Below are 19,211 nucleotides of genomic sequence, written 5' to 3'. Positions count from 1 at the left end.
CCGCTGCGGTTCCTGTGGTGGCTGACGACGAGTCAGTACAGGCGGGTACTGCTCGGTGCCCTCTGGGGCAGTACGTGGATGTGTGCGCTCATGCTTCCGCCGTACCTGTTGTCGAAGACGATCGACGAGGGGCTCAAGGCGCGGGACACCGGGATGCTGCTCCTCTGGATCGGCGCCGTGGTCGTCACCGGGGCCGGGACGGCGATCCTCGGCATCCTGCGGCACCGCACCATGACGCGCATCCGTGTGGACGCGGCCTACCGGACGGTCCAGGTCGTCACGCGCCACGTCACCCGGCTGGGGTCGGCGCTGCCCCGCCAGGTGTCCGCGGGTGAGCTCACACACCTCCAGGTCGGCGACATCGGCAGGATCGCCCAGACTCTGACCATCACCGGACCCGGCGTGGGCGCGGTCATCGCGTATGCCGCAACCGCCGTCCTGCTGGTCCGGATCTCGGCCGTCATCGCCGTGGTGGTCCTTCTCGGCGTCCCGGCCCTGGCCCTGACCGTCGGCCCCTTGCTGGGAAAGCTGCACGGCGCCGAAAGCCGCTACCGGGAGGACCAGGGTGCTCTGACCTCTCTCGCCGGCGACATGGTGGCCGGCCTGAGCGTCCTCAACGGGATCGGCGGCAAGCCCCTGTTCGCCGGGCGGTACCGGGAACGCTCCCGGGCTCTGGTCCCCCTCGGATACCGCGTCGCTGCCATCACCAGCTGGGTCCAGGCACTCACCGCGTGCCTGCCCATGGTCTTCCTCGCCGTGGTGACGTGGATCAGCGCGCGGATGGCGGCCAGCGGGGCCATCACCGTAGGTGAGCTGGTGGCGGTCTACGGCTATGTTGCCGCGCTGCTGGTACCCGTCTCGTCCTTGATCGAAGGGGCGGACGACCTGCCGCGCGGGCTCGTCTCCGCACGGAGGGTGGTCGACATCCTGGCGCTCGCGCCGGCCCCCGAGGAGCACCGGACCCGGCTCGACCCCCCAGCCGCTCCCGGCCTGCTGCGCGACCCCGTATCGGGCCTGGTGGTGGCCCCGGGGAAGGTGACGGCTCTGGTCGGTGCCCGTCCCGACGAGCCGCGCGCCGTGGTGGACCGGCTGGCCGGCTACACGGACTCCGAGGCCTCCTGGGGGGACCTCAAGCTGTCCGACTGGGACCGCACGGCGCTCAGGCGGCACATCCTGCTCACGGACAACGAGGCCTACATGTTCCCGGGCCCCCTGCGTTCCGTCGTCTCCGGCAGCACCGGCAGCACCGGCCGCTGTGACGAGGACATCCGGCGGGCGCTGCACGCCGCCGCGGCGGAGGACATCATCGACGCGCTCCCCGACGGGCTCGACACCCGCCTGGAGAACCAGGCCCGCAACGTCTCGGGAGGACAGCGCCAGCGGCTGCAGCTGACGCGGGCCCTGCTCGCGGATCCGGCCGTGCTCCTGCTCGTGGAACCGACGTCGGCCCTGGACGCGCACACGGAGGCAACCGTCGCCGCCCGGGTGGCAGCGCACCGGCACGGGCGGACCACCCTCGTCGTCAGCACTTCGCCGCTCGTGCTCGGCCAGGCCGACGAAGTCGCCTACCTCGTGAACGGAAAGGTGCAGGCGACCGGTACGCACGGAGAGCTCCTCGCCGACCAGCCGGGATACGCGGCACTGGTGTTCCGCGGCAGCGCCGGGATCCCCGGCGAAGCCGCCGTGGCACAGCCCCTGGAAGGACAGTCCCGATGAGCAGGTCCGACAGGACGCCCCGCCTGCCGATCGCCGATGCCAGGACGGTTCGCCGGGCCGGCTGGCAGCTGATGAGGGACGACGCGGGCGCCGTCTGCGCGATGCTGCTGCTGACGTGCCTCGCCGCGCTCGCCGGCGCGGCCGGTCCCTGGCTCCTCGGCCGCATCGTGACCAGGGCCGAGTCCGGTGACCTGTCCGTCTCCGCGGTCGACGGACTGGCCGCGGCGGTTCTGGGCTTCTCGGCGGCCCGATTGGTGTTGTCGCGCTACGCGCGAGGTCTCTCCCATCGCTTCGGCGAGCGCGCGCTCGCCAGGCTCCGCGAGGAGGTCGTCGACCACACCCTCTCGCTGCCGGGGCGTGTCGCGGACGAGGTGAGCACCGGTGATCTGGTCACCCGTACCACCCTGGACGTCTCGACCGTCGCGGCCACGCTGCGCAATGCGGCTCCGGACATGTTCATCTCCGGCATCCAGGTCGTGTTCATCTTCGCCGCGGTCTTCCTCCTCGACCCGCTGCTCGGTCTCTGCTCGGTCGTGGGACTGCCGCTCGTGTGGGGGGTGAGCCGCTGGTACCTCGCGCGCTCCCGCGACGCCTACCTCGCCGAGGGAGCGGCCGCCGGCGATGTCTCCGAGATCCTCAACTCCACCGCCCACGGCGCCCGTACCGTCGAGGCCTACGGGCTGGGCGAACTGCGGAACAGCACCCTCGACGAGGCCATCGACACCACCTACCGCGCCGGCATGCGCACCCTCTCCCTGCGGACGGTGCTGTTCCCGGTCACCGAGTTCGCGCACACGCTGCCCATGGCGCTCATCCTGCTCGTGGGCGGGTTCGGCTACCTCAACGGCACGATCTCCCTGGGAGTCGTGGTGGCGGGCAGCCTGTACATGTGGCAGCTGGTCGACCCGCTCAACCAGATGCTCGTCTGGGTCGAACAACTGCAGCGCAGCGGCGCCTCGTTCGCCCGCATCAAGGGTGTCGGGCTGGTGTCGCACACAGCTGACGCTCCCGTGTCGGCCCCTGTGGACGACCTCATCGAGGTCAAGGGCGTGGGGTATTCCTACGTCCCCGGGCACGAGATCCTCAAGGACGTGGACCTGCTGGTCCGTCCCGGTGAACGGCTGGCGGTGGTCGGCCGGTCGGGAGCCGGCAAGTCCACCCTCGGCAAGCTGCTGTCCGGTGCGGACGTCCCTGACGCCGGCCACGTCCTGGTCGGCGGCGTGCCCGTCGCCGACCAGGCCGCGGCGGGCGAACTGGGCAACCGCATCGTCCTCATCACGCAACAGCACCACGTGTTCATGGGCACCCTCCGCGACAACATGACCATGGCCGCCCCCGAAGCCGACGACGAGGCCGTCCTCGCGGCCCTGCGGTCCGTGGAAGCGGACTGGGTGGCCGAACTGCCGGAGGGCCTGGACACCCCGCTGGGCTCGGGCGGAGTCGAACTGGAGGCCGCCCAGGCGCAGCAGCTCACCCTGGCCAGGGTGCATCTGGCGGACCCGCACACCCTGATCCTGGACGAGGCCACGTCACTGCTCGACCCGACGACGGCCCGGCAGGCGGAGCGGGCAGTGGCCGCCGTCCGGTCGGGCCGCACCGTCATCGCCATCGCCCACCGGCTGCAGACCGCACACGACGCCGATCGCATCGCCGTCATGGAGTCCGGCCGCATCGTCGAACTGGGCACCCACGACGAGCTGGTCGGCGCGGGCGGACCGTACTCGGATCTGTGGCGGTCGTGGAACGGCGAAAGGTGAGTCTTCGGCACGGCGTACGTCCCCGGGAGTTCGCGCATCAGTCGCGTGCCCGGGCTATCCGAGCCCGAACTGTCCAAACGACCGTCCCAGGTGCCGGGCGGCACCGACCCGACCGTGCCTGATACCTTGCAATCGCCGTGGTGTTCGGGAAACCGGTCTGAGTCCGGTGCGGCCCTCGCCACTGTTGCCGCGGAGTGCCGCGGCCCTCGCTGACCGGCTTCCCCAGCGGTCAGGGCCACTGGGCGGGCTGGATGAGCCGCCCGGGAAGGTCGGCCTCGGTGTGTCGATGCGGGAGCCAGGAGACCGGCCACGGCGCGACATGTTCCACGAGGGTTTTGGAGAACACGTGCCCAGCGGTCTTCCGCGTCCGTTCCGATCCATGCGTTCCGCACGCCCCGCAGGTCCGGTCCGTGCCGGCCGGGCGGTCGCGGCCGTCCTGTTCGCCGGCGTACTCGGCGCCTGCGCGGGCGCCCCCGCGCCCGTCGCGTCCAGCGCGACGACCGGAAGTGCCGAGCCCGTCCGTGTGGACAACTGCGGGACCACCGTGACCGTCGGCGCGCCGCCCGACCGGCTGGTGACGCTCAACCAGGGTGCCACCGAGGTCGCCCTGGCCCTCGGCCTGCAGTCCCGCATGGCCGGTACCGCCTATCTCGACGATTCCGTCCCGGAGAAGTGGAAGGCGGCCTACGACTCCGTTCCGGTGCTCTCCAAGGAGTACCCGACGAAGGAGAAGCTCCTCGCGGCCCGTCCCGGCTTCCTGTACGCCTCCTACTCCAGCGCGTTCACCGACAAGGTCGCGGGAAGCCGGGAGGAACTGCGCGGCCAGGGGATCCCGTCGTACCTGTCCCCGTTCGGCTGCTCGGACAGGAGCCAGGTGCCGCCGACGACCTGGCAGGCGATGTGGGGCGAACTGAACGACGTCGCCGAGGTCTTCGGTGTCACGGAGCGGGCCACCGCGATCCAGCGGCAGCAGGAGCAGCAGCTGGCCCGGTTCACGGCGACAGCCGCCGGCAAAGGCCTGAAGGTCCTGTGGTTCGACTCGGACACCAAGGCGCCGTACATCGGCGCCGGCCACGGCGGGCCCCAGCTGGTGCTCGACGCCGTCGGCGCCCGCAACGTCTTCGCGGACCTGCCCGGTTCCTGGCAGAACGTGAGCTGGGAGAAGGTCGTCGCCGCGGACCCGGACGCCGTCGTGCTCGCGGACGCCGACTGGGACACGGCCCAGTCCAAGATCGACTACCTGGAGAACGACCCGGTGCTGAGCAGGCTCACCGCCGTGCAGCGCAAGGCTTTCGTGGTGGTGCCGTTCTCGGAGTCGACGCCCGGCGTGCGGCTCGCCGACGGCGCCGCCCGGGTGTCCGAGGGGCTGGGCAAGCTGCGCCCGGGTTCATGACCACCGCAACCCGCCCCGCCGTGCGGCCCGCTGGTCCGGGCCGCGCGGCGGCGGCCCTGGCCGTCGGTGCGGCCCTGCTGCTGACCACGGTGCTCCTCGGTCTGGCCGTGGGCTCGCACCACGAGCCGGTCCGGACGGTGATCGATGTCGTGGCGCGCCGTCTCGGGCTGGGCGACCCGCACGTGACGCTGCTCGACGACCAGATCGTCTGGCAGCTCCGGCTGCCGCGGGTCCTGGGAGCGGCCGCCACCGGCGCCGGCCTCGCGGTCTGCGGTGCGGTGCTGCAGACGCTGACCGGGAACGACCTGGCCGATCCCTTCCTGCTCGGGATCTCGGACGGAGCCGCGGCCGGCGCGGTCACCGTGATCGTGCTCGGCGTCGGCGTGTCCGGCGCCCTGGGCACGGGCGCGGTGGCGACGGCGGCCTTCGCCGGTGCCCTGATCGCCGCCGTCGTCGTCCTGGCCCTGGCCGGCGCGCGCACCCGGTCGCTGCCGACCACCCGGACCGTGCTCGCGGGCATCGCCGTGGGACAGATGTGCGGGGCCTACACCTCGTTCGTCGTGCTGGTCCTCGGGGACCGCGACGCGGCGCGCGGTGTCATGGAGTGGACGCTGGGCTCGGTCGCCGGCGTGCGGTGGCCCACCGCCGTCTTCCTGACGGCGGTCGCGCTGGCCGGTGTCACGGTCCTGGCCTCATCGGCCCGCGACCTGGACGCCTTCGCCTTCGGCGAGACCGCCGCCCGCTCCCTCGGCGTCCACGTCGAGCGCACCCGCTGGGTCCTCGTCGCCACCGCGGCGCTGGTGACCGCGTGCCTGGTCGCCAACACCGGCGTCATCGGGTTCCTCGGCCTGGTCGTACCGCACGTGGTCCGGCTCGTCTGCGGCCCGCGCCACGCCCTCCTGCTGCCCGTGTCGGCGCTGGTGGGCGCGTCCCTCCTGGTGGGCGGCGACATCGTGGCGCGCTCGCTCCTCCCCGACCGGGAGATCCCCGTCGGCGTCATCACGGCCGGGCTCGGAGCGCCCTTCTTCGCCTGGCTGCTGTGGCGCCAGGGGCGGGCCGACGGGAGCGGGCAGTGACGGCGACGCCCGCCGGGCTGCGTGCGGAGGGCCTTCGTGTGCGCATCGGCAGAGCCACGCTGCTGGACGAAGTCTCGCTCGCGTTCGCCCCCGGCCGGGTCACCGGCCTGCTCGGACCCAACGGCGCCGGGAAGACCACCCTGCTGCGCGCGGTCGCCGGGCTGACCCGGCCGAGCGCGGGACGGGTACTCCTGGACGGTGAGGATCTCCACGCGCTCACGGCCCGCCGACGAGCACGCCAGGTGGCCTTCATGGAGCAGCAGGCGGACACCCGGCTGTCGCTGTCGGCCCGTCAGGTCATCGACCTCGGACGCACCCCGCACCGCGGCCGCTGGCCCGTCCCGGCGGACGCCGCCGACGACGCCCACGAGCGGGCGGTGTTCGCCGGTGCCGTCGCGGCGGCCGATGTCGGCCACCTGCTCGACCGGTCCTGGCCGACGCTGTCGGGCGGCGAGCGCCAACGGGTCCAGCTCGCGCGGGCGCTGGTGCAGGAGCCGGGAGTGCTGCTGCTCGACGAGCCCACCAACCACCTCGACCTGCGCCACCAACTCGGCTTCCTCGGCACCGTGCGCGGGCTGGGCATCACCACGGTGGCGGCGCTGCACGACCTCGAACTCGCCGCTGCCTACTGCGACGAGGTCGCCGTCCTGCTCGACGGCCGACTGGTCGCCCACGGGCCCGGCTCCGACGTGCTCACCTCGCCCATGATCGCGCACGTCTACGGCGTCGACGCCACCGTGGAACGGCACCCCCAGCACGACCGACCGCACATCCGGTGGAACGGACTGCTCCACGAAAGGACAACGCCATGACCTCCCCGGTCCCGGAAGCCCTCGCCCGCCGCAGTGCCGTGCTCCTGGTCGGCATGTCGGTCGCGGAAGCCGTCCGCCGTGACGAACTCCTCCGGGCGGCGGCCTCGCACCGGGCCTCGATCGCGTTCCTGCAGCAGGCGGACCCCTCGCTGTCGGCCGAGCTGACCAGGCTGGCCGACGCGGGCACCGGGACCGTGGTCGTGATCGGCGTCCGACTCGCGGCCTCCGGCCCGGCCCATTCCTGGCTGCGGCGGATCGCCGCGCACTGGTGGCGCGAGCGCGCGGGCCACCGCCCCGAACTCCTCGTCGCGACCCGCCTCGCCGACTCGCCGGACGCGGTCGCCACGGTGGCCGGGGTGACGAAGGCCGTCACCGGCGGGGAACCCGGCCTCACGTCCACGGCCTGGGAGGACGTCCCCGGCCACCGGCACCAGGTCCTGGTGTGCCGCGGCCCGCGTTGCGCGGCCATGGGCGCGGAGGAGGGACTGCGCGCCCTGGTACAGGGGCTGACCGAGCAGGGCCTCGGCGACGACGACGTGCTCGTGACCCAGACGGGGTGCCAGTTCCCCTGCAACCAGGCCCCCGTCGTCAGTGTGCAGCCCGACGACGTCTGGTACGGGAAGGTCGACCCGGCCGCCGCGCACCGCATCGTCACCGAGCACCTCGCCGGCGGACGGCCGGTGGAGTCCACCCGGCTCCCCCGCCACCGGAAGGAGCGGGCGGACCACCACGGCTGATCACGATCACCGGCGCGGGAGCGGAGTGAACTCCGTTCCCGGCCCGCGGCGATCCACCCACGGCGCGGTGAAGCAGCCTCGTCGGCATCCCCGACGGCATGGTCGGCCACGGCCCCGCACCACCCGCACCAGGCCCTCGAACTGCCGCCTCCGCAGACCCGTGAACGTCTCCACCGTCCGGAACGAGTTTGAGGACCGCCCCGGTCCCGGCTCTCAGTCCCGGACGCCCAGCAGGAACTCCGGGTACAGGTTCACCGTCTGATCGACCAGCCCGTGCAGCCCCGCGACGTACTCGCCCACCCCGCCGGCCTCGTCGATACTCGCGTGCAGCCCGTCGACCAGCGGCCTGGCAACCGCTGCGAACGCCCGCAGCCGGCTCGGCTCGGTCAGCTGCGCCGCGAACTCCTCCCGGGCCGCCGCGGAGTCCGCGCACCCGGCCAGCAGCTTCTCCGCCACCGCGCGCTCCGGCTCGGACAGCGACTGCAGATACTGCACCACCATGAAGGTGGCCGTCCCGTTGCGAAGGTCCTCGTATCGTCCCGAGGAGATGTCCCGCTGGTCGTTGACCAATTGCCGCAGCACGCCGAAACGCGCGCCGAGGTCACGCCACGCGTCCACGCGCGCCTCATCGCACCCGGCCAGCACCGCGCCCATCGCTGCGGCCATGGCGTACGGGGCACCGGTCTTCCCCAGGTAGCCGGCCATGACCTCCTCGGCCGTCGCCGTCGCCGCGGTCGCCGTGAGGTCCGCGAGCTGCCCGGCTATCGCCCGGTGCCAGGTGCGCGACAGCTCCTGGCGCAGCCGCAGCGCCCGCTCCGGGTCGTCGCGGCACGCCTCGTCGAGCGCCTCGGTCGCCAGGTGGCAGGCGATGCCGATCACGGCGAGCAGATCCTGGTCCGTACTGTCCGTGTCGGCTGCGGCGGACGGCCGGGGCCCGGCGTCGGACAGGTCGTCCAGGTAGCGTGCCGTGACCCACCACAGCACGTGCGCCACCGCCGCGGGCTCGGCCGGCGCCGGGTCTCCGGAGTGTGTCCCGTGCACCAGGAACGGCAGCGCGACGATTCCGTCCACGGCCGGCCCCGAGCCACGCCCGGCGATCCGGTCCAGGAAGCCGGTCAGGGCCCGCCCCATCGCGCGGTCGGCGGCTGCGCCGGGACCGGCCGAGCCGGTCAGCCCCTCGCCCGTGCCGCGCAGCCGCCGCAGCACAGCGTCCGAACTCCAAGTGGGTGCGCTTGCCGTCAAGGTGTCCTCCGTGTGAATGGCCGGGCTCTTGAATTCGTTCGAAGAGTCGAGAATCAAGGTACGGAGACACTAGTACCGCAACGGTGCCTACCGTGACGGCTATCGGGTTCTCTCGTTGAACTGCTCACGGGTGGGGACACATCCGAGGTTGATGCTCGTCGTCGGTCGGACGGGCTGGCCAGCCCGCATGAGCGGTCTTCTCACCGGTTCGCGCGGAGCGAGCCGCGGGATTCGGCGCCGGACGGTTCCAGCAGCGCCGGGGCGGCCCGCCTCACCAGTGGGCCGATCCCGGCGTCGAGTTCGGTGATCTCCTCGTCCAGCGCCTGGTGGCGTCGGGCCAGGCGTCGCAGTGACGCCCGGGTCGCGGCCAGCGGCGTCGAGAGGCCGTCACCGGGCCGCAGGCGGACGAACGTGCGTATCAGTGCCGCCCGGTTGAGGCCGGCGGCCTGCTCGCGCAGCATCGCCGGCGCCGCGACGAGCAGGGCGACGTCTGGGCCCGGTTCGCCCAGCTACGCGATGCCCCCGCGCCCGTGACCTCCGAGCGGGCTACCGCCCTGACCGCCTCCATGCAGCACCTGATGCGCCTCGACACCTGGGCACTCACCCGCGAGACCGCCCCGCTCGCCCACCACGCCACCTGGGTCCACGCCTTCCAGCAGACCGGCCAGGACCTCGCCCGCCTCGCCCGCGACGGCGTTCTCACCCGCGGCCTGCGCGCTGTCCTCACCCACCACATCGTCTTCCACGCCAACCGCGCCAGCCTGCCGGTCGAACACCAATCCGCTTTGGCCGCCCGGGCGTTGGACGCCGTCTTCCACTCCACCGCGGGCTCCAAGCCCTCGGATTCCACCATCCGCACAACCACTAGGGTCACCGACATGACTACTCTCAGCAACGAAGCCGGATCGGCCGAACAACTCCGCAGCGGGCTCGCCACCCGTCTGCTCGACCAAGGAGCCATCCGCACCGGGGCGGTCGAGGCCGCCTTCCGCGCGGTGCCCCGCGAGTCGTTTCTGCCCGGCTTCCCGCTGGACGCCGCCTACGCGGACAACCCCACCTACACCAAGGCCGACGGCTCCGGCACCCGGATCAGCGCCGCGTCCCAGCCCGCGATCGTCGCCCTGATGCTCGAACAGCTCGGCGCGCGGCCCGGTGAGAAGGTCTTCGAAGCCGGGGCCGGAACCGGCGTCAACGCCGCCTACCTGGGCCACATCGTCGGACCCGGCGGGCACGTGGTGACCGTGGACGTCGACGAAGACCTCGTCGACGGCGCCCGCAAGCACCTGGCCGAGGCCGGCATCACCAACGTCGACGTCGTCCTCCGCGACGGCGCGCTCGGGCACCCGGACGGCGGCCCGTACGACCGCGTGATCGCCACGGTGAGCACCAGCGAGATGCCCACGGCCTGGCTCCAGCAGGTCAAACCCACCGGCCGGATCGTCCTCCCGATGCGCCTGCGTGGCACCGCCTCCCGGACCATCGCCTTCGAGCGCGGCGAGGGCGGCTGGGTGTCGGTCGACGACCGGCTCGCCGTCTTCATGCCGCTGCGCGGCAGCATGGACGACGCCCGCCGCACCGTCACCCTCACCCGCGAGGGCGACGTCACCCTCCAGGTCCACAAGGACCAGCACGCCGCCGTCGACGCCGAACTCCTGGCCGGCGTCCTCGACAGCGAGCGCCACGAGACGTGGACCGGCGTGACGATCCCGGCCGGCACCACCTACGAGTACCAGGACCTGTGGCTGGCCCTCACCCTCCCGAACTCGATCATGCGGATGAGCGTCACCGGCAACGCCCGCGAACGCGGCGTGAACCCGATGTTCGGCTGGGGCGCCATGGCCACCGTGGACGCCGGCTCCCTCGCCTACCTCACCCTGCGCCCGGGCACGCCCGCCGCCGACGGCCGCAAGACCTACGAGACCGGCGTGATCGGGCACGGCCCGGCGGGCGCCACCCTGGCCGACCTCGTCACCGGGCAGATCCGCACCTGGAACGCCGGCTTCCGCGACCGCACCCCGCGTATCGAACTCCCCGACTCCCCCGCCCCCGCGGACCCGACCGCCGGCCGCTTCGTCCTGGCCCGCCCGCACCACCCGATCACCGTCACCTGGGAGTAGCCCCCGTGCACCCGACCGGTCCCGTCGCCCGGCGCTTCCCGCTGGTCGCACGCCACCGGCCCGCGTGCCTGCCCCTGAACGCCCGTGTCGGCCGGCTCTGCGAGCTGGCCGACACGGCCTCCCGGCAGGCCGACCCGGGCCTCGCATCCACCGCCTTCAACCAGGCCGCCCTCCTCGCCTCCGACCTCGACCTGCCCGACTACGCCCGCGAACTCTGCCACCGCCACGCCGCCCTCTACCTCGCCCGTGGACCGCTCCCCGCGATGAGCGCCATCCGCGGCCTGGAGCCGATCGTCAACCTCGCGCGCCTCCACATCCGCGCCGGCCGCCACCAGCGCGGCCACCAGCTCCTCCTCGACCTCTACAGCGCCGTCATCACCGCCACCGGCACCGTCCTCGACGGCATCACCGTCCCCGCACGCCTCACCGAGACCGACCAGCAGCGCGGCGAGGTCCGCACGTGGCTGTGGCGCGTCGTCATCGCCGACGGCACCCGCGCCCTCACCTCCGCCGGCCGCTGGACAGACGCCCTGCGCCACATCGAAGAGCACCAGGGCATCGGCCGGCGCATCCTTGACGGCCGCCAGACCGCCGTCCTCGCCGCCGCTACCACCGGCAACCTGCCCGGCGCCCTCGCGCTCCTGGACGGCACCGAACCGGGCGCGCCCTGGGAAGACGCCGTCACCTCGGTACTCACCGCGCTGTGCCGCCCCGGAAACCAGGAAGCCGCCGAAGTCGCCGTAGCTCAATGCCTCACCTACGAACCGGACCAGGGCCTGGCCGTGTTCTCCACCCGCCTCGCCCTGACCGCACTCGATGCCACAGGCCCCGACTCACCGGCAGCCCAGCATCTACTCAATCAGCTGACCAGCCGAACGAGTGAATCCGGCGACGGCTACGCACTGCGCGACCTCCTCGCCCACGAGGGCCTCGTCAACCGTCTCGCCCCCGACCGGGCCACCACACTCAATCGAATCCTCGCCACCTGCGGCCTGGGCTCCGCCATCCTCCCCAGGCCCATAAAGGACCGGCTTGAGACCGGTCTGGATCTAGCCCGGGAAGCGATCGAAAGATCCCCCTTCGACTCCAGGTCGCCCGACAGTGATCCGCTTGATCGCCACCACAGCCGGCCGGTCCCGGCACCCGAGGCACATCCCTGACTTCACCTGCTGATCAGCCCGCTTGACCAGCCGGGCACCGCACGTAGTACTCGTGTCACCGCCCACTACTCCCTAAGGTTTTCCGATGCCCGAGAAGGTCACCAAAGAGAAGGTGCTCGTCTACATCGTGCGCGACGGGCGGCTGCTGGTGTTCCGGCACACCGACTACACCTACGAGGAGGTCGGCATCCAGGTCCCGGCCGGCAGCATCCGGCCGGGCGAGACCCCGGAGGCCGCCGCCCTACGGGAGGCCCGGGAGGAGACCGGGCTCACGGACTTCACGATCGTGCGCAAGCTCGGCGAGACCGAGTACGACATCAGCCCGTACCGGTTCGAGATCCAGCACCGCCACATCTTCCACCTGGAGCTCACCGAGCCCACCCCGGAGCGGTGGACGAGCCGGGAGGACCACGACGGCGAGCAGGAGCCCACCCGCTTCGAGTGCTTCTGGATCCCGCTGGAGGCCGCACACATCCTCCAATCCGGCCACGGCGCCTTGCTCGGACGCCTGTCCGACTAGGGCGCGTATTTGGTTGTGATCAATGGATGGCGCTGGTGAGGTCCTTGATCCAGATCATCGCGCCGCGAGGGTGGAGGCCCGCGAGGTAGCTCGTAGGGGATTTGTCGCAGCCGGACACCCTTATGACCCAGTCCTACGCACACGCCCCTGTCACGACGCTGTCCGCCGCCAACGGCATCCGGTACGCCTACCGCGAGGTCAGCGAGGGCGGGGTGCCGTTGGTCCTGCTCATGCGCTTCCGGGGCAACCTCGACAACTGGGACCCGGCGCTGGTCGACGCCCTGGCCCGGGGCCGGCGCGTCATCGCCTTCGACAACGCCGGCGTCGGTGGCAGCACCGGCACCACGCCGGGCACCGTCGCGCAGATGGCCGTGGACGCCCTCGCCTTCCTCGACGCCCTGGAGCTGACCCGGGTCGACCTCCTCGGCTTCTCCCTGGGCTCCTTCGTGGCCCAGGAGATCGCGCTGATCCGACCCTCAGCGGTCCGGCGCCTCGTGCTCGCCTCGGCCGCGCCCCAGGGCGCGCCCGGCATGCACGGCTGGGCGCCCTGGGTCATCGATGCCGTCGGCACCCCCGAGATCGATCCCGCGAAAGTGCTCGACGTCTTCTACACCCGATCGCCCGAGAGCCGGTCCGCCGGCGAGAAGGCCTTGGGGCGGATGTTCTCCCGGGCCGAGCTGGACACGCCCACCACCTGGCAGACCCGCCAGGCCCAGTACGACGCCGTCACCGCGTGGGGCACCCCGGGCCTCGCGCTCCTGGAGCGGGTCACCGCCATCCAGGCGCCCGTGTTCGTCGCCAACGGCGACAGCGACCCGATGATCCTCCCGCGCTACTCCCACCTGCTGGCCGGACTCTTCCCGGATGCCCGGATCAGGATCTACCCGGACGCGGCACACGGCTTCCTCTTCCAGCACCACGAGGAGTTCGCCACCGACGTCACCCACTTCCTCGACCGCACGTGAACCCCGCCCCATCGCCCTCGTTGACGGGAGAAGCCATGTCCTCCACCACCGCCACCGACCTCGGCTACGACGTGTACGTCGCCGACCCGCTGCCGATGCACGGCCCCGGGCCGCTGCCCGACGGACGGCCCCGTGCCTTCCAGCCCCTCGCGGTCACCCTCGTCCACGGCCGGCACGACGCCGTGCTCGTCGACCCGCCGCTGACCCGCGAGCAGGCCCAGGACGTCGGCGACTGGGTCGAGGCGAGCGGGAAGCACCTCACCCACATCGTCGCCACCCACGGACACGGCGACCACTGGTTCACCGCCGGCCTGCTCGCCGAACGCTTCGGCGCCCAGGTGGTCACCACCACCGGCGCCATCCCCCAGATGCACACCAACGTCCACGCCCGCGAGGTGCTCTGGGACGCGATCTGGCCCGGCCGGATCCCGCCCGCCCCCGTCACCGCCGTCACCGCGCCCGGCAACCGCCTCACCCTCGAAGGACACGACCTCCACCTCATCGAGGTGGGCCACGCGGACAGCGCCGACAGCGCCGTCCTGCACGTACCGGACCTCGACCTGGTGGTGGCCGGCGACGTCCTCTACAACGGCGTGCACATGTACCTCGCCGAGTCCCCCGACGGCGACCTCGCCCCCTGGCGCAAGGCCATCGACACCGTCGCCGCACTACGACCGCGCCACATCGTCGCGAGCCACCAGAACAAGCACCTCGACGACGACGCCCAGCGCCTCATCGCCGAGACCCGCCGCTACCTCGACACCGCCGAGGCCACCCTCGCCGCCCACGACACCCCGACCGCCTACTTCCACGCGATGCTCCGCCAGTACCCCGACCACCTCGGCCCCACCGTCCTGTGGGTCGGCGCCCGCGCCCTCCACCTCGCCCGCGAGGGCGGCGACCCGGTCCAGAACCTCGTCGCGGCCTGGCGGCAGTAGGCCCACCCGACGGGGGCGGTGCACGGTGGCGATCGCAACGCCGGTGGGACTCCTGCGACGGATGAGGCCTTCACCTCCGGCACCGGGCCCGGCCCGCGGCCCGGTCAGGGCGGCGGACCGGTGTCGGGCCGGAAGGCGGCACCCCCGCGGTCGGTGCCGCCGGTGAGGTCCAGCGCGTGTCCGGTCCAGGTGCGGAAGGTGCGGGCGCCGAGGCGTTCGTAGAAGCCGCCGGTCGCCATGGCGTTGGTGGAGTCGACGTCCATGACGGCCCACCGGTAGCCGCGCTCCTTCGCCCGGGCGAGCGTGTGGGTGAACACGGCCCGGTACAGGCCCCGCCCGTGCAGGTCGGGGCGGGTCCCGGCGTTGGCGAGGTACAGCTCGCGTTCCCGCCCCGCTTCGGCAAGTTCGGTGGACAGCAGGTAGCAGAGGAGTTCCCGGCCGTCGGCGGAGAGCAGCAGGAAGGAGGACTCGGGACGGAAGTACGGGCTTCCGGTCACGGAATGGCGCCATGCCTCGGGCGTCATCGGGACGCTGCCCGGGTTGTGGGCGAAGATCTCGTTGCGGGCCGCCAGCAGCAGCGCGTCGTAGTGGTCCTCGAACGGCACCAGCACGGTCCCCGGCGGCCGCACCGGCCCGGCCGCCGGCCCGTGCTCCGCCAGGTCGAGCCGCATGCCCCGGTAGGTCCGCACCCGCCGGTAGCCCGCGGTGTCGAGCGCCTCGGCGAGCCAGCGCCGGTGGCCGTGCGTCCGGACGTGGAGTTCCAGCGGGGTGCTTCCGAAGCTCTCCCGGTGTCGGCGAACCGCGGCGCGGTGGCACCGGGAGAGCAGGTCCGTCATGGTGGCGGCCATCCGGTGGGCGGGGTGCACCGCGAGGTCCAGGGTCATCTCGTGGACGGGGTCCGCGTGTTCACGCGTCCGGGTGACCGCGTACGCCACCGGCTCCGGTCCGGCCCAGGCCGACGCGGTGCCGGCGGCCAGGTCGATGCCCGGAGCCGCCCAGTCGTCGAGCAGGTCCCGCGCGTCGCGCCGGTCGTCGGTGCGGTCGGCCTGCTCGCAGGCCGCCAGCAGCCCGGCCACCCGCGCGGCGTCACCCTCGGCGAGCGGGCGCCAGAGCAGCTCACTCACCGCGGGCCGCCGCGAGTCCGCGCTCGCCGGGCACCACGACCTGCCCGTCGGTGACCAGCATGAACCGCTCCAGGCCGGGCACCAGCACGTTGACCACGGCGAGGTCCGGTGTGACGTGGTGATTGCGCTGGTAGACGGAGAAGCCGTGGTCCGCCAGCAACGCGAGAAGCTGGTCGAGGTGTCCTGCCGGGGTGTCGGGCACCGCCGTTGGCTCGAACGGCCGGACCTCGGCGGTGGCCAGGGCAGCGGTGAAGTCGGACAGGTAGCAGGCGTGCAGCGCCGGATAGGGTCCGGTGTCGTCGCGCTGCTCGGGAAGGAAGTGCGCGTACTGCTCGCGCAGACCCACGGTGCTGTGCAGCTGGACGAGTTCGCTCACCGCGCGGGAGATCGCGTACTCGCGGGACAGCGACGCCCCCCAGCCGCAGATCCGCGCGGGCTGCCCCGGGGGTGCGCTCTGGTAGGCCGTGTACGCGGGCACCCCCAGGTCGGTGGTCATGTCGATCAGGTGCACCGGGCGGCCGGTGCGGGCGGTGGCGAAACCGAGGAGCGCGGCCGGGCCCGGGGGCAGCGTCTCCGGCTCGACCACGACGAGCCGGCGCGCGGGCTGGCGCAGGAAGCTGCCGATCAGCAGCATGGACAGCGCGTCCCGCTCGATCAGTTCGTTGATCGCGTGCACCGCGGCCTCGACCGGATCGGCGCCGGCGGCCCAGCCGTTGTTGACCGAGTAGCGGCCCACCGACCGGTAGTCGTAGGTGTCGCCGGCCTGGCGGCGCAGGTCCTCCCCCGCCGGTCGCAGGTACTCGGGCATGGAGAGGAAGAGCGGGACGTCGATGTCCGGGCCGCCGTCGACCGAGCGGTAGGGCAGGCACCCCAGCGGCCGGTCCGGCCCCTGGGCGAGCAGTGCGGCGGCGACGTCCCGCCCGAGCGGGCCGCCGGCGACGCGGTGGGCGGAGGCCAACCGAATCTCGGAGGCGGCGAGTCCGTCCACCCCGCTGAGCTGGTGTTCCAGAGCCTCGAACAGCGCCCCGGCACGGGCCTCGGCCCGGCTGCCCTTGCCCAGCCCGAGCCCGGTGCGCAGCGGTTCGCCGCCGCGCCGCAGGACGCATCGCCACGTCCCGGGGCTGCCGTCGAGGACCGGCGCCAGATCGGCCTCCAGCCCCAGGGCGGCGATCGCGGACGCGGCCCTCGTGAACGCCTGTTGCGGGGTGAGGCCGCGTTCCCCGCACTGGGGAGGCGCGGTGTGGGTGGTGGTGGTCACGGGCATCCCGTCTGCTGAGCGGGGCGCGGTCCGCGACGGCCGGCCTACGGCCGGTCGCGGACCGGCACCCCTGGGCCTGCTGGCTCGAGGCTGCGTCAGCCCTCGTCGGTGGACTCGCCCGGCTCGGCCTGGCCACCGTCCGTCAGGAGCTCGGCGATGACGCGCCGCTCGGCCGCCGAGAGGACCACCTCGTCCGGGTGGAACTTGTCGCGGTCCTGGAATCCGCCCATGGGAACTACCTCCTGGAACTCGTCGGCCGGCCACCGGGCGGCGGCCGGGCACGGGCCGCACGGCGTCCGGTGCGCACACGACCCGCCACTCATCGTGACCAGTCGACAGCGTCGTGTGAATGCTTGCCCGTCCGCGCAACTTGCGCGAGAGTCCCGCACATGGATGCACCACCGTCCGCACCCGCTTTCGGCGCCGCCCCGGGCGATCCCGTCAGCGAGACCCTCGAACTCACCGACGTCCGCTGCGCCCTGTCGCGCGGCCTCACGGCCGCCGGCACCTGGTCCCTGGCCTTCCCGGCGCCGGGCCGACTCAGGATCCAGGCCGTGCTGCGGGGCGCCGTCTGGCTGACGGTGCAGGGCGCCGGTCAACCCGTCCGTCTCGAAGCCGGCGAACTGGCCGTCCTGGCCGGCGACCGCGCGTATGCTCTCGCGAGCGACCCGGCGGTGCCCGCGATTGACGCGCTTCCCCTGCTCAGGGCCTCGACCGCGCCCTTCCTCCACGCCGGGGAGAGCGGCCGGGACACCGTCACCATCGGCGGCGAGCTGGAACTCGACACGGCCGCGAAGGACCTGCTGCTCGGCGCGCTTCCACCCGTGCTGCACGTCGGCGCCGCAACGGCCGACGCCGCCACCGCCTGCTGGCTCATGGAACAGACCTTGCGCGAGCTGTCCTCCGACCGCCCCGGCGCGTCCTTCGCCGCCGGCCACTTCGCCCCCTTGCTCCTTCTCCAGGTCCTGCGCGCCTTCCTCAGCGATGCGGACGCCGGCCCCTGCCCGCCGGGCCGGATGCGCGCCCTCGCCGACGAGCGCATCGCGCCCGCCCTGCGCCTGATGCACAGTGACCCCGCCCGCCCCTGGACCCTCGCCGAACTGGCCCGGGCCGCGGCGATGTCCCGCACCAGCTTCGCCAAGCGCTTCAAGGACGTGGCGGGTGTCCCACCGCTGGCCTACCTGCGCCGCTGGCGGATGCACCGGGCCGAGCACGCACTGCGCCGCGCGGACACACCGCTGGCGGCCATCGCCACCTCTCTCGGATACGGCTCCGAGAGCGCCTTCAGCAATGCGTTCAAACGCACCACCGGCCTGTCCCCCCGCCGCTACCGGGAGACGGTCCGCTCCGCGTGAACCGCCGGACCGCCGTCGCGTGACGGGCGGTCGGACAGCTCCGTCCACAGGTCGAGGAAGGCCCGCAGCGGCGCACCCGGCCGGGTGCCCGCCCGCCAGACGAACACCTTCCGCAGGCGGATGGCGGGCTCCAGCGGCACGACGGTGAAACGCCGGTCGGCCGCGAGGGCCGGACTCGCGCGGGAGGTCAGGGCGACACCGATCCGCTCGGCGACCAGGGCGAGTTGGAGGGCGACGTCGTTCGTCGCGTAGGCGATGTCCAGCCGAAGCCCCTGCGCGGCGAAGGCCCGGCGGATGAACGCGTGCACCCCGCTGTCGGGACCGTAGCTGATGACCGGACTCCGGACCGCCTCGTCGAGGGTCATCGGACGGTTCGCGGACCGGCTTCCGGCCGGGAGGACCGCGACGATCCGGTCCTCCAGCAGCACGCGCGAGGCGACGGCGGCGGGTTCGCCGTCCGGTGGCCCCGCGACCACAGCCGCGTCGATCTCCCCGTCGCGAACCTTCGTCAGCAGCGAGGGGCTGGACGCCCCGGCGAGGCTCACCGCGACCCGCGGATACCGGCGGTGGTACTCCCCCAGCAGCCGGGGAACGACGGTCCCTTCCAGGCCGCCGACGGTCCCCAGCGCGAACGAGCCGCCGAGCAGACCGGACCGGTCCGCGAACTCCAGGACGGCCGACGCGGCCGCCGCCAGGCAGGCGCGGGCGTGCGGCAGCAGGGCGGCGCCGCCGGACGTGAGGACCACCTGCCGGGGCAGCCGTTCGAACAGGGGCTCCCCCAGTTCCCTCTCCAGGGCCTGGATCTGCTGGCTGATCGCGGGCTGCACGACATGGCAGCGGGCCGCCGCCTTCGTGAACGACCGCTCCTCCGCTACCGCGACGAAGTACTCAAGGGTACGGAGCTCCATGGCCGACAAACTACCAACTGCCCAGCTGAGAAATCATATTGCGACCGCATCCGACTTTCCGGGCGCCGGTACGCGCCTTGTGCGATCAGCGATCGTGACGGCTGCCATCACCACTGCGTATTGGACGCGCGCG

General features: G+C 72.9%; 18 protein-coding genes and 1 riboswitch. Of the genes, 12 read left to right on the top strand and 6 right to left on the bottom strand.

Annotation, left to right across the window (positions count from 1 at the left end):
* Positions 1–90 precede the first annotated feature (90 nt).
* The 6 genes from ABT238_RS15280 (at position 91) to ABT238_RS15255 (ending at position 7,491) form a co-directional block, all read left to right on the top strand.
* On the top strand, positions 91–1,716 hold the full coding sequence (locus ABT238_RS15280) for an ABC transporter transmembrane domain-containing protein (protein ID WP_350758242.1): 1,626 nt from the start codon (positions 91–93) through the stop codon (positions 1,714–1,716).
* Entirely contained in the window at positions 1,713–3,473 is a 1,761-nt protein-coding gene (locus ABT238_RS15275; RefSeq protein ID WP_350757832.1) for an ABC transporter ATP-binding protein, read from the top strand. Before ABT238_RS15280 ends, ABT238_RS15275 begins: the two co-directional genes overlap by 4 nt.
* 121 nt (positions 3,474–3,594) lie before the next feature.
* Positions 3,595–3,799, top strand: a riboswitch (cobalamin riboswitch).
* 53 nt (positions 3,800–3,852) lie between these two features.
* Positions 3,853–4,866 (top strand): ABC transporter substrate-binding protein, encoded by a 1,014-nt coding sequence (locus ABT238_RS15270; protein ID WP_350568414.1) that lies wholly within the window; start codon positions 3,853–3,855, stop codon positions 4,864–4,866.
* Complete coding sequence (locus ABT238_RS15265) at positions 4,863–5,942, top strand: FecCD family ABC transporter permease (RefSeq protein WP_350568415.1); 1,080 nt, start codon at positions 4,863–4,865, stop codon at positions 5,940–5,942. Before ABT238_RS15270 ends, ABT238_RS15265 begins: the two co-directional genes overlap by 4 nt.
* A gap of 38 nt (positions 5,943–5,980) precedes the next feature.
* Positions 5,981–6,754 (top strand): ABC transporter ATP-binding protein, encoded by a 774-nt coding sequence (locus tag ABT238_RS15260; RefSeq protein ID WP_350757827.1) that lies wholly within the window; start codon positions 5,981–5,983, stop codon positions 6,752–6,754.
* Positions 6,751–7,491, top strand: coding sequence for a (2Fe-2S) ferredoxin domain-containing protein (locus tag ABT238_RS15255; RefSeq protein ID WP_350568419.1), 741 nt, complete (start codon positions 6,751–6,753; stop codon positions 7,489–7,491). Before ABT238_RS15260 ends, ABT238_RS15255 begins: the two co-directional genes overlap by 4 nt.
* 213 nt (positions 7,492–7,704) lie before the next feature.
* Here the strand turns inward: ABT238_RS15255 and ABT238_RS15250 are convergent, their stop codons facing one another.
* Positions 7,705–8,733 carry a polyprenyl synthetase family protein gene (locus tag ABT238_RS15250; RefSeq protein WP_350757823.1) on the bottom strand — a complete coding sequence of 343 codons (1,029 nt, stop codon included), beginning with the start codon at positions 8,731–8,733 and terminating at the stop codon, positions 7,705–7,707.
* A gap of 200 nt (positions 8,734–8,933) precedes the next feature.
* Positions 8,934–9,194 (bottom strand): hypothetical protein, encoded by a 261-nt coding sequence (locus ABT238_RS15245; RefSeq protein ID WP_350757819.1) that lies wholly within the window; start codon positions 9,192–9,194, stop codon positions 8,934–8,936.
* Positions 9,195–9,263: 69 nt separating this feature from the next.
* Here ABT238_RS15245 and fxlM point away from each other — a divergent pair, with 69 nt between their 5' ends.
* From fxlM to ABT238_RS15220, 5 genes are all read left to right on the top strand, one after another.
* On the top strand, positions 9,264–10,850 hold the full coding sequence (gene fxlM, locus ABT238_RS15240; RefSeq protein ID WP_350757815.1) for a methyltransferase, FxLD system: 1,587 nt from the start codon (positions 9,264–9,266) through the stop codon (positions 10,848–10,850).
* A gap of 5 nt (positions 10,851–10,855) precedes the next feature.
* On the top strand, positions 10,856–12,010 hold the full coding sequence (locus tag ABT238_RS15235) for a hypothetical protein (RefSeq protein WP_350568427.1): 1,155 nt from the start codon (positions 10,856–10,858) through the stop codon (positions 12,008–12,010).
* Between the two features lie 85 nt (positions 12,011–12,095).
* Entirely contained in the window at positions 12,096–12,530 is a 435-nt protein-coding gene (locus ABT238_RS15230; RefSeq protein WP_350568429.1) for an NUDIX hydrolase, read from the top strand.
* A 122-nt stretch (positions 12,531–12,652) separates the two neighbouring features.
* Entirely contained in the window at positions 12,653–13,495 is an 843-nt protein-coding gene (locus ABT238_RS15225; RefSeq protein WP_350568432.1) for an alpha/beta fold hydrolase, read from the top strand.
* A 35-nt stretch (positions 13,496–13,530) separates the two neighbouring features.
* Positions 13,531–14,433: an MBL fold metallo-hydrolase gene (locus ABT238_RS15220; RefSeq protein WP_350568434.1), complete on the top strand. Its 903-nt coding sequence runs from the start codon at positions 13,531–13,533 to the stop codon at positions 14,431–14,433.
* A 104-nt stretch (positions 14,434–14,537) separates the two neighbouring features.
* Here the strand turns inward: ABT238_RS15220 and ABT238_RS15215 are convergent, their stop codons facing one another.
* From ABT238_RS15215 to ABT238_RS15205, 3 genes are all read right to left on the bottom strand, one after another.
* The gene (locus tag ABT238_RS15215) at positions 14,538–15,557 is read right to left on the bottom strand and encodes a GNAT family N-acetyltransferase (RefSeq protein WP_350568436.1); all 1,020 of its coding nucleotides are present in this window, start codon (positions 15,555–15,557) and stop codon (positions 14,538–14,540) included.
* The gene (locus ABT238_RS15210; RefSeq protein WP_350568439.1) at positions 15,550–16,815 is read right to left on the bottom strand and encodes a YcaO-like family protein; all 1,266 of its coding nucleotides are present in this window, start codon (positions 16,813–16,815) and stop codon (positions 15,550–15,552) included. The genes ABT238_RS15215 and ABT238_RS15210 overlap by 8 nt, the downstream gene beginning before the upstream one ends.
* Before the next feature lie 95 nt (positions 16,816–16,910).
* A complete protein-coding gene (locus ABT238_RS15205; protein WP_350568441.1) occupies positions 16,911–17,045 on the bottom strand; it encodes a hypothetical protein in 135 nt (44 codons plus the stop codon).
* 159 nt (positions 17,046–17,204) lie between these two features.
* On the opposite strand from ABT238_RS15205, the gene ABT238_RS15200 reads away from it, so the two are divergent.
* On the top strand, positions 17,205–18,170 hold the full coding sequence (locus ABT238_RS15200; protein ID WP_350757810.1) for an AraC family transcriptional regulator: 966 nt from the start codon (positions 17,205–17,207) through the stop codon (positions 18,168–18,170).
* On the opposite strand, the gene ABT238_RS15195 is transcribed toward ABT238_RS15200, so the two are convergent.
* On the bottom strand, positions 18,143–19,078 hold the full coding sequence (locus ABT238_RS15195; protein ID WP_350757806.1) for a LysR family transcriptional regulator: 936 nt from the start codon (positions 19,076–19,078) through the stop codon (positions 18,143–18,145). The two genes, ABT238_RS15200 and ABT238_RS15195, sit on opposite strands and share 28 nt — an antisense overlap.
* Positions 19,079–19,211: the final 133 nt, after the last annotated feature.

The sequence above is a fragment of the Kitasatospora sp. NPDC001527 genome, assembly GCF_040298605.1.
Lineage (GTDB): Bacteria > Actinomycetota > Actinomycetes > Streptomycetales > Streptomycetaceae > Kitasatospora.
Note: the sequence above shows the minus strand (reverse complement) of the source record. Positions and strands in the feature narration are given on the sequence as shown.

Bases quoted from the DNA above. Each gene is read 5' to 3' on its own strand.
- ABT238_RS15205 (WP_350568441.1), bottom strand. From the start codon at position 17,045: ATGGGCGGATTCCAGGACCGCGACAAGTTCCACCCGGACGAGGTGGTC.
- ABT238_RS15255 (WP_350568419.1), top strand. From the start codon at position 6,751: ATGACCTCCCCGGTCCCGGAAGCCCTCGCCCGCCGCAGTGCCGTGCTC.
- ABT238_RS15225 (WP_350568432.1), top strand. From the start codon at position 12,653: ATGACCCAGTCCTACGCACACGCCCCTGTCACGACGCTGTCCGCCGCC.
- ABT238_RS15275 (WP_350757832.1), top strand. From the start codon at position 1,713: ATGAGCAGGTCCGACAGGACGCCCCGCCTGCCGATCGCCGATGCCAGG.
- ABT238_RS15245 (WP_350757819.1), bottom strand. From the start codon at position 9,194: ATGCTGCGCGAGCAGGCCGCCGGCCTCAACCGGGCGGCACTGATACGC.
- ABT238_RS15200 (WP_350757810.1), top strand. From the start codon at position 17,205: ATGGATGCACCACCGTCCGCACCCGCTTTCGGCGCCGCCCCGGGCGAT.
- ABT238_RS15270 (WP_350568414.1), top strand. From the start codon at position 3,853: ATGCGTTCCGCACGCCCCGCAGGTCCGGTCCGTGCCGGCCGGGCGGTC.
- ABT238_RS15220 (WP_350568434.1), top strand. From the start codon at position 13,531: ATGTCCTCCACCACCGCCACCGACCTCGGCTACGACGTGTACGTCGCC.
- ABT238_RS15265 (WP_350568415.1), top strand. From the start codon at position 4,863: ATGACCACCGCAACCCGCCCCGCCGTGCGGCCCGCTGGTCCGGGCCGC.
- ABT238_RS15195 (WP_350757806.1), bottom strand. From the start codon at position 19,078: ATGGAGCTCCGTACCCTTGAGTACTTCGTCGCGGTAGCGGAGGAGCGG.
- ABT238_RS15230 (WP_350568429.1), top strand. From the start codon at position 12,096: ATGCCCGAGAAGGTCACCAAAGAGAAGGTGCTCGTCTACATCGTGCGC.
- ABT238_RS15280 (WP_350758242.1), top strand. From the start codon at position 91: ATGCTTCCGCCGTACCTGTTGTCGAAGACGATCGACGAGGGGCTCAAG.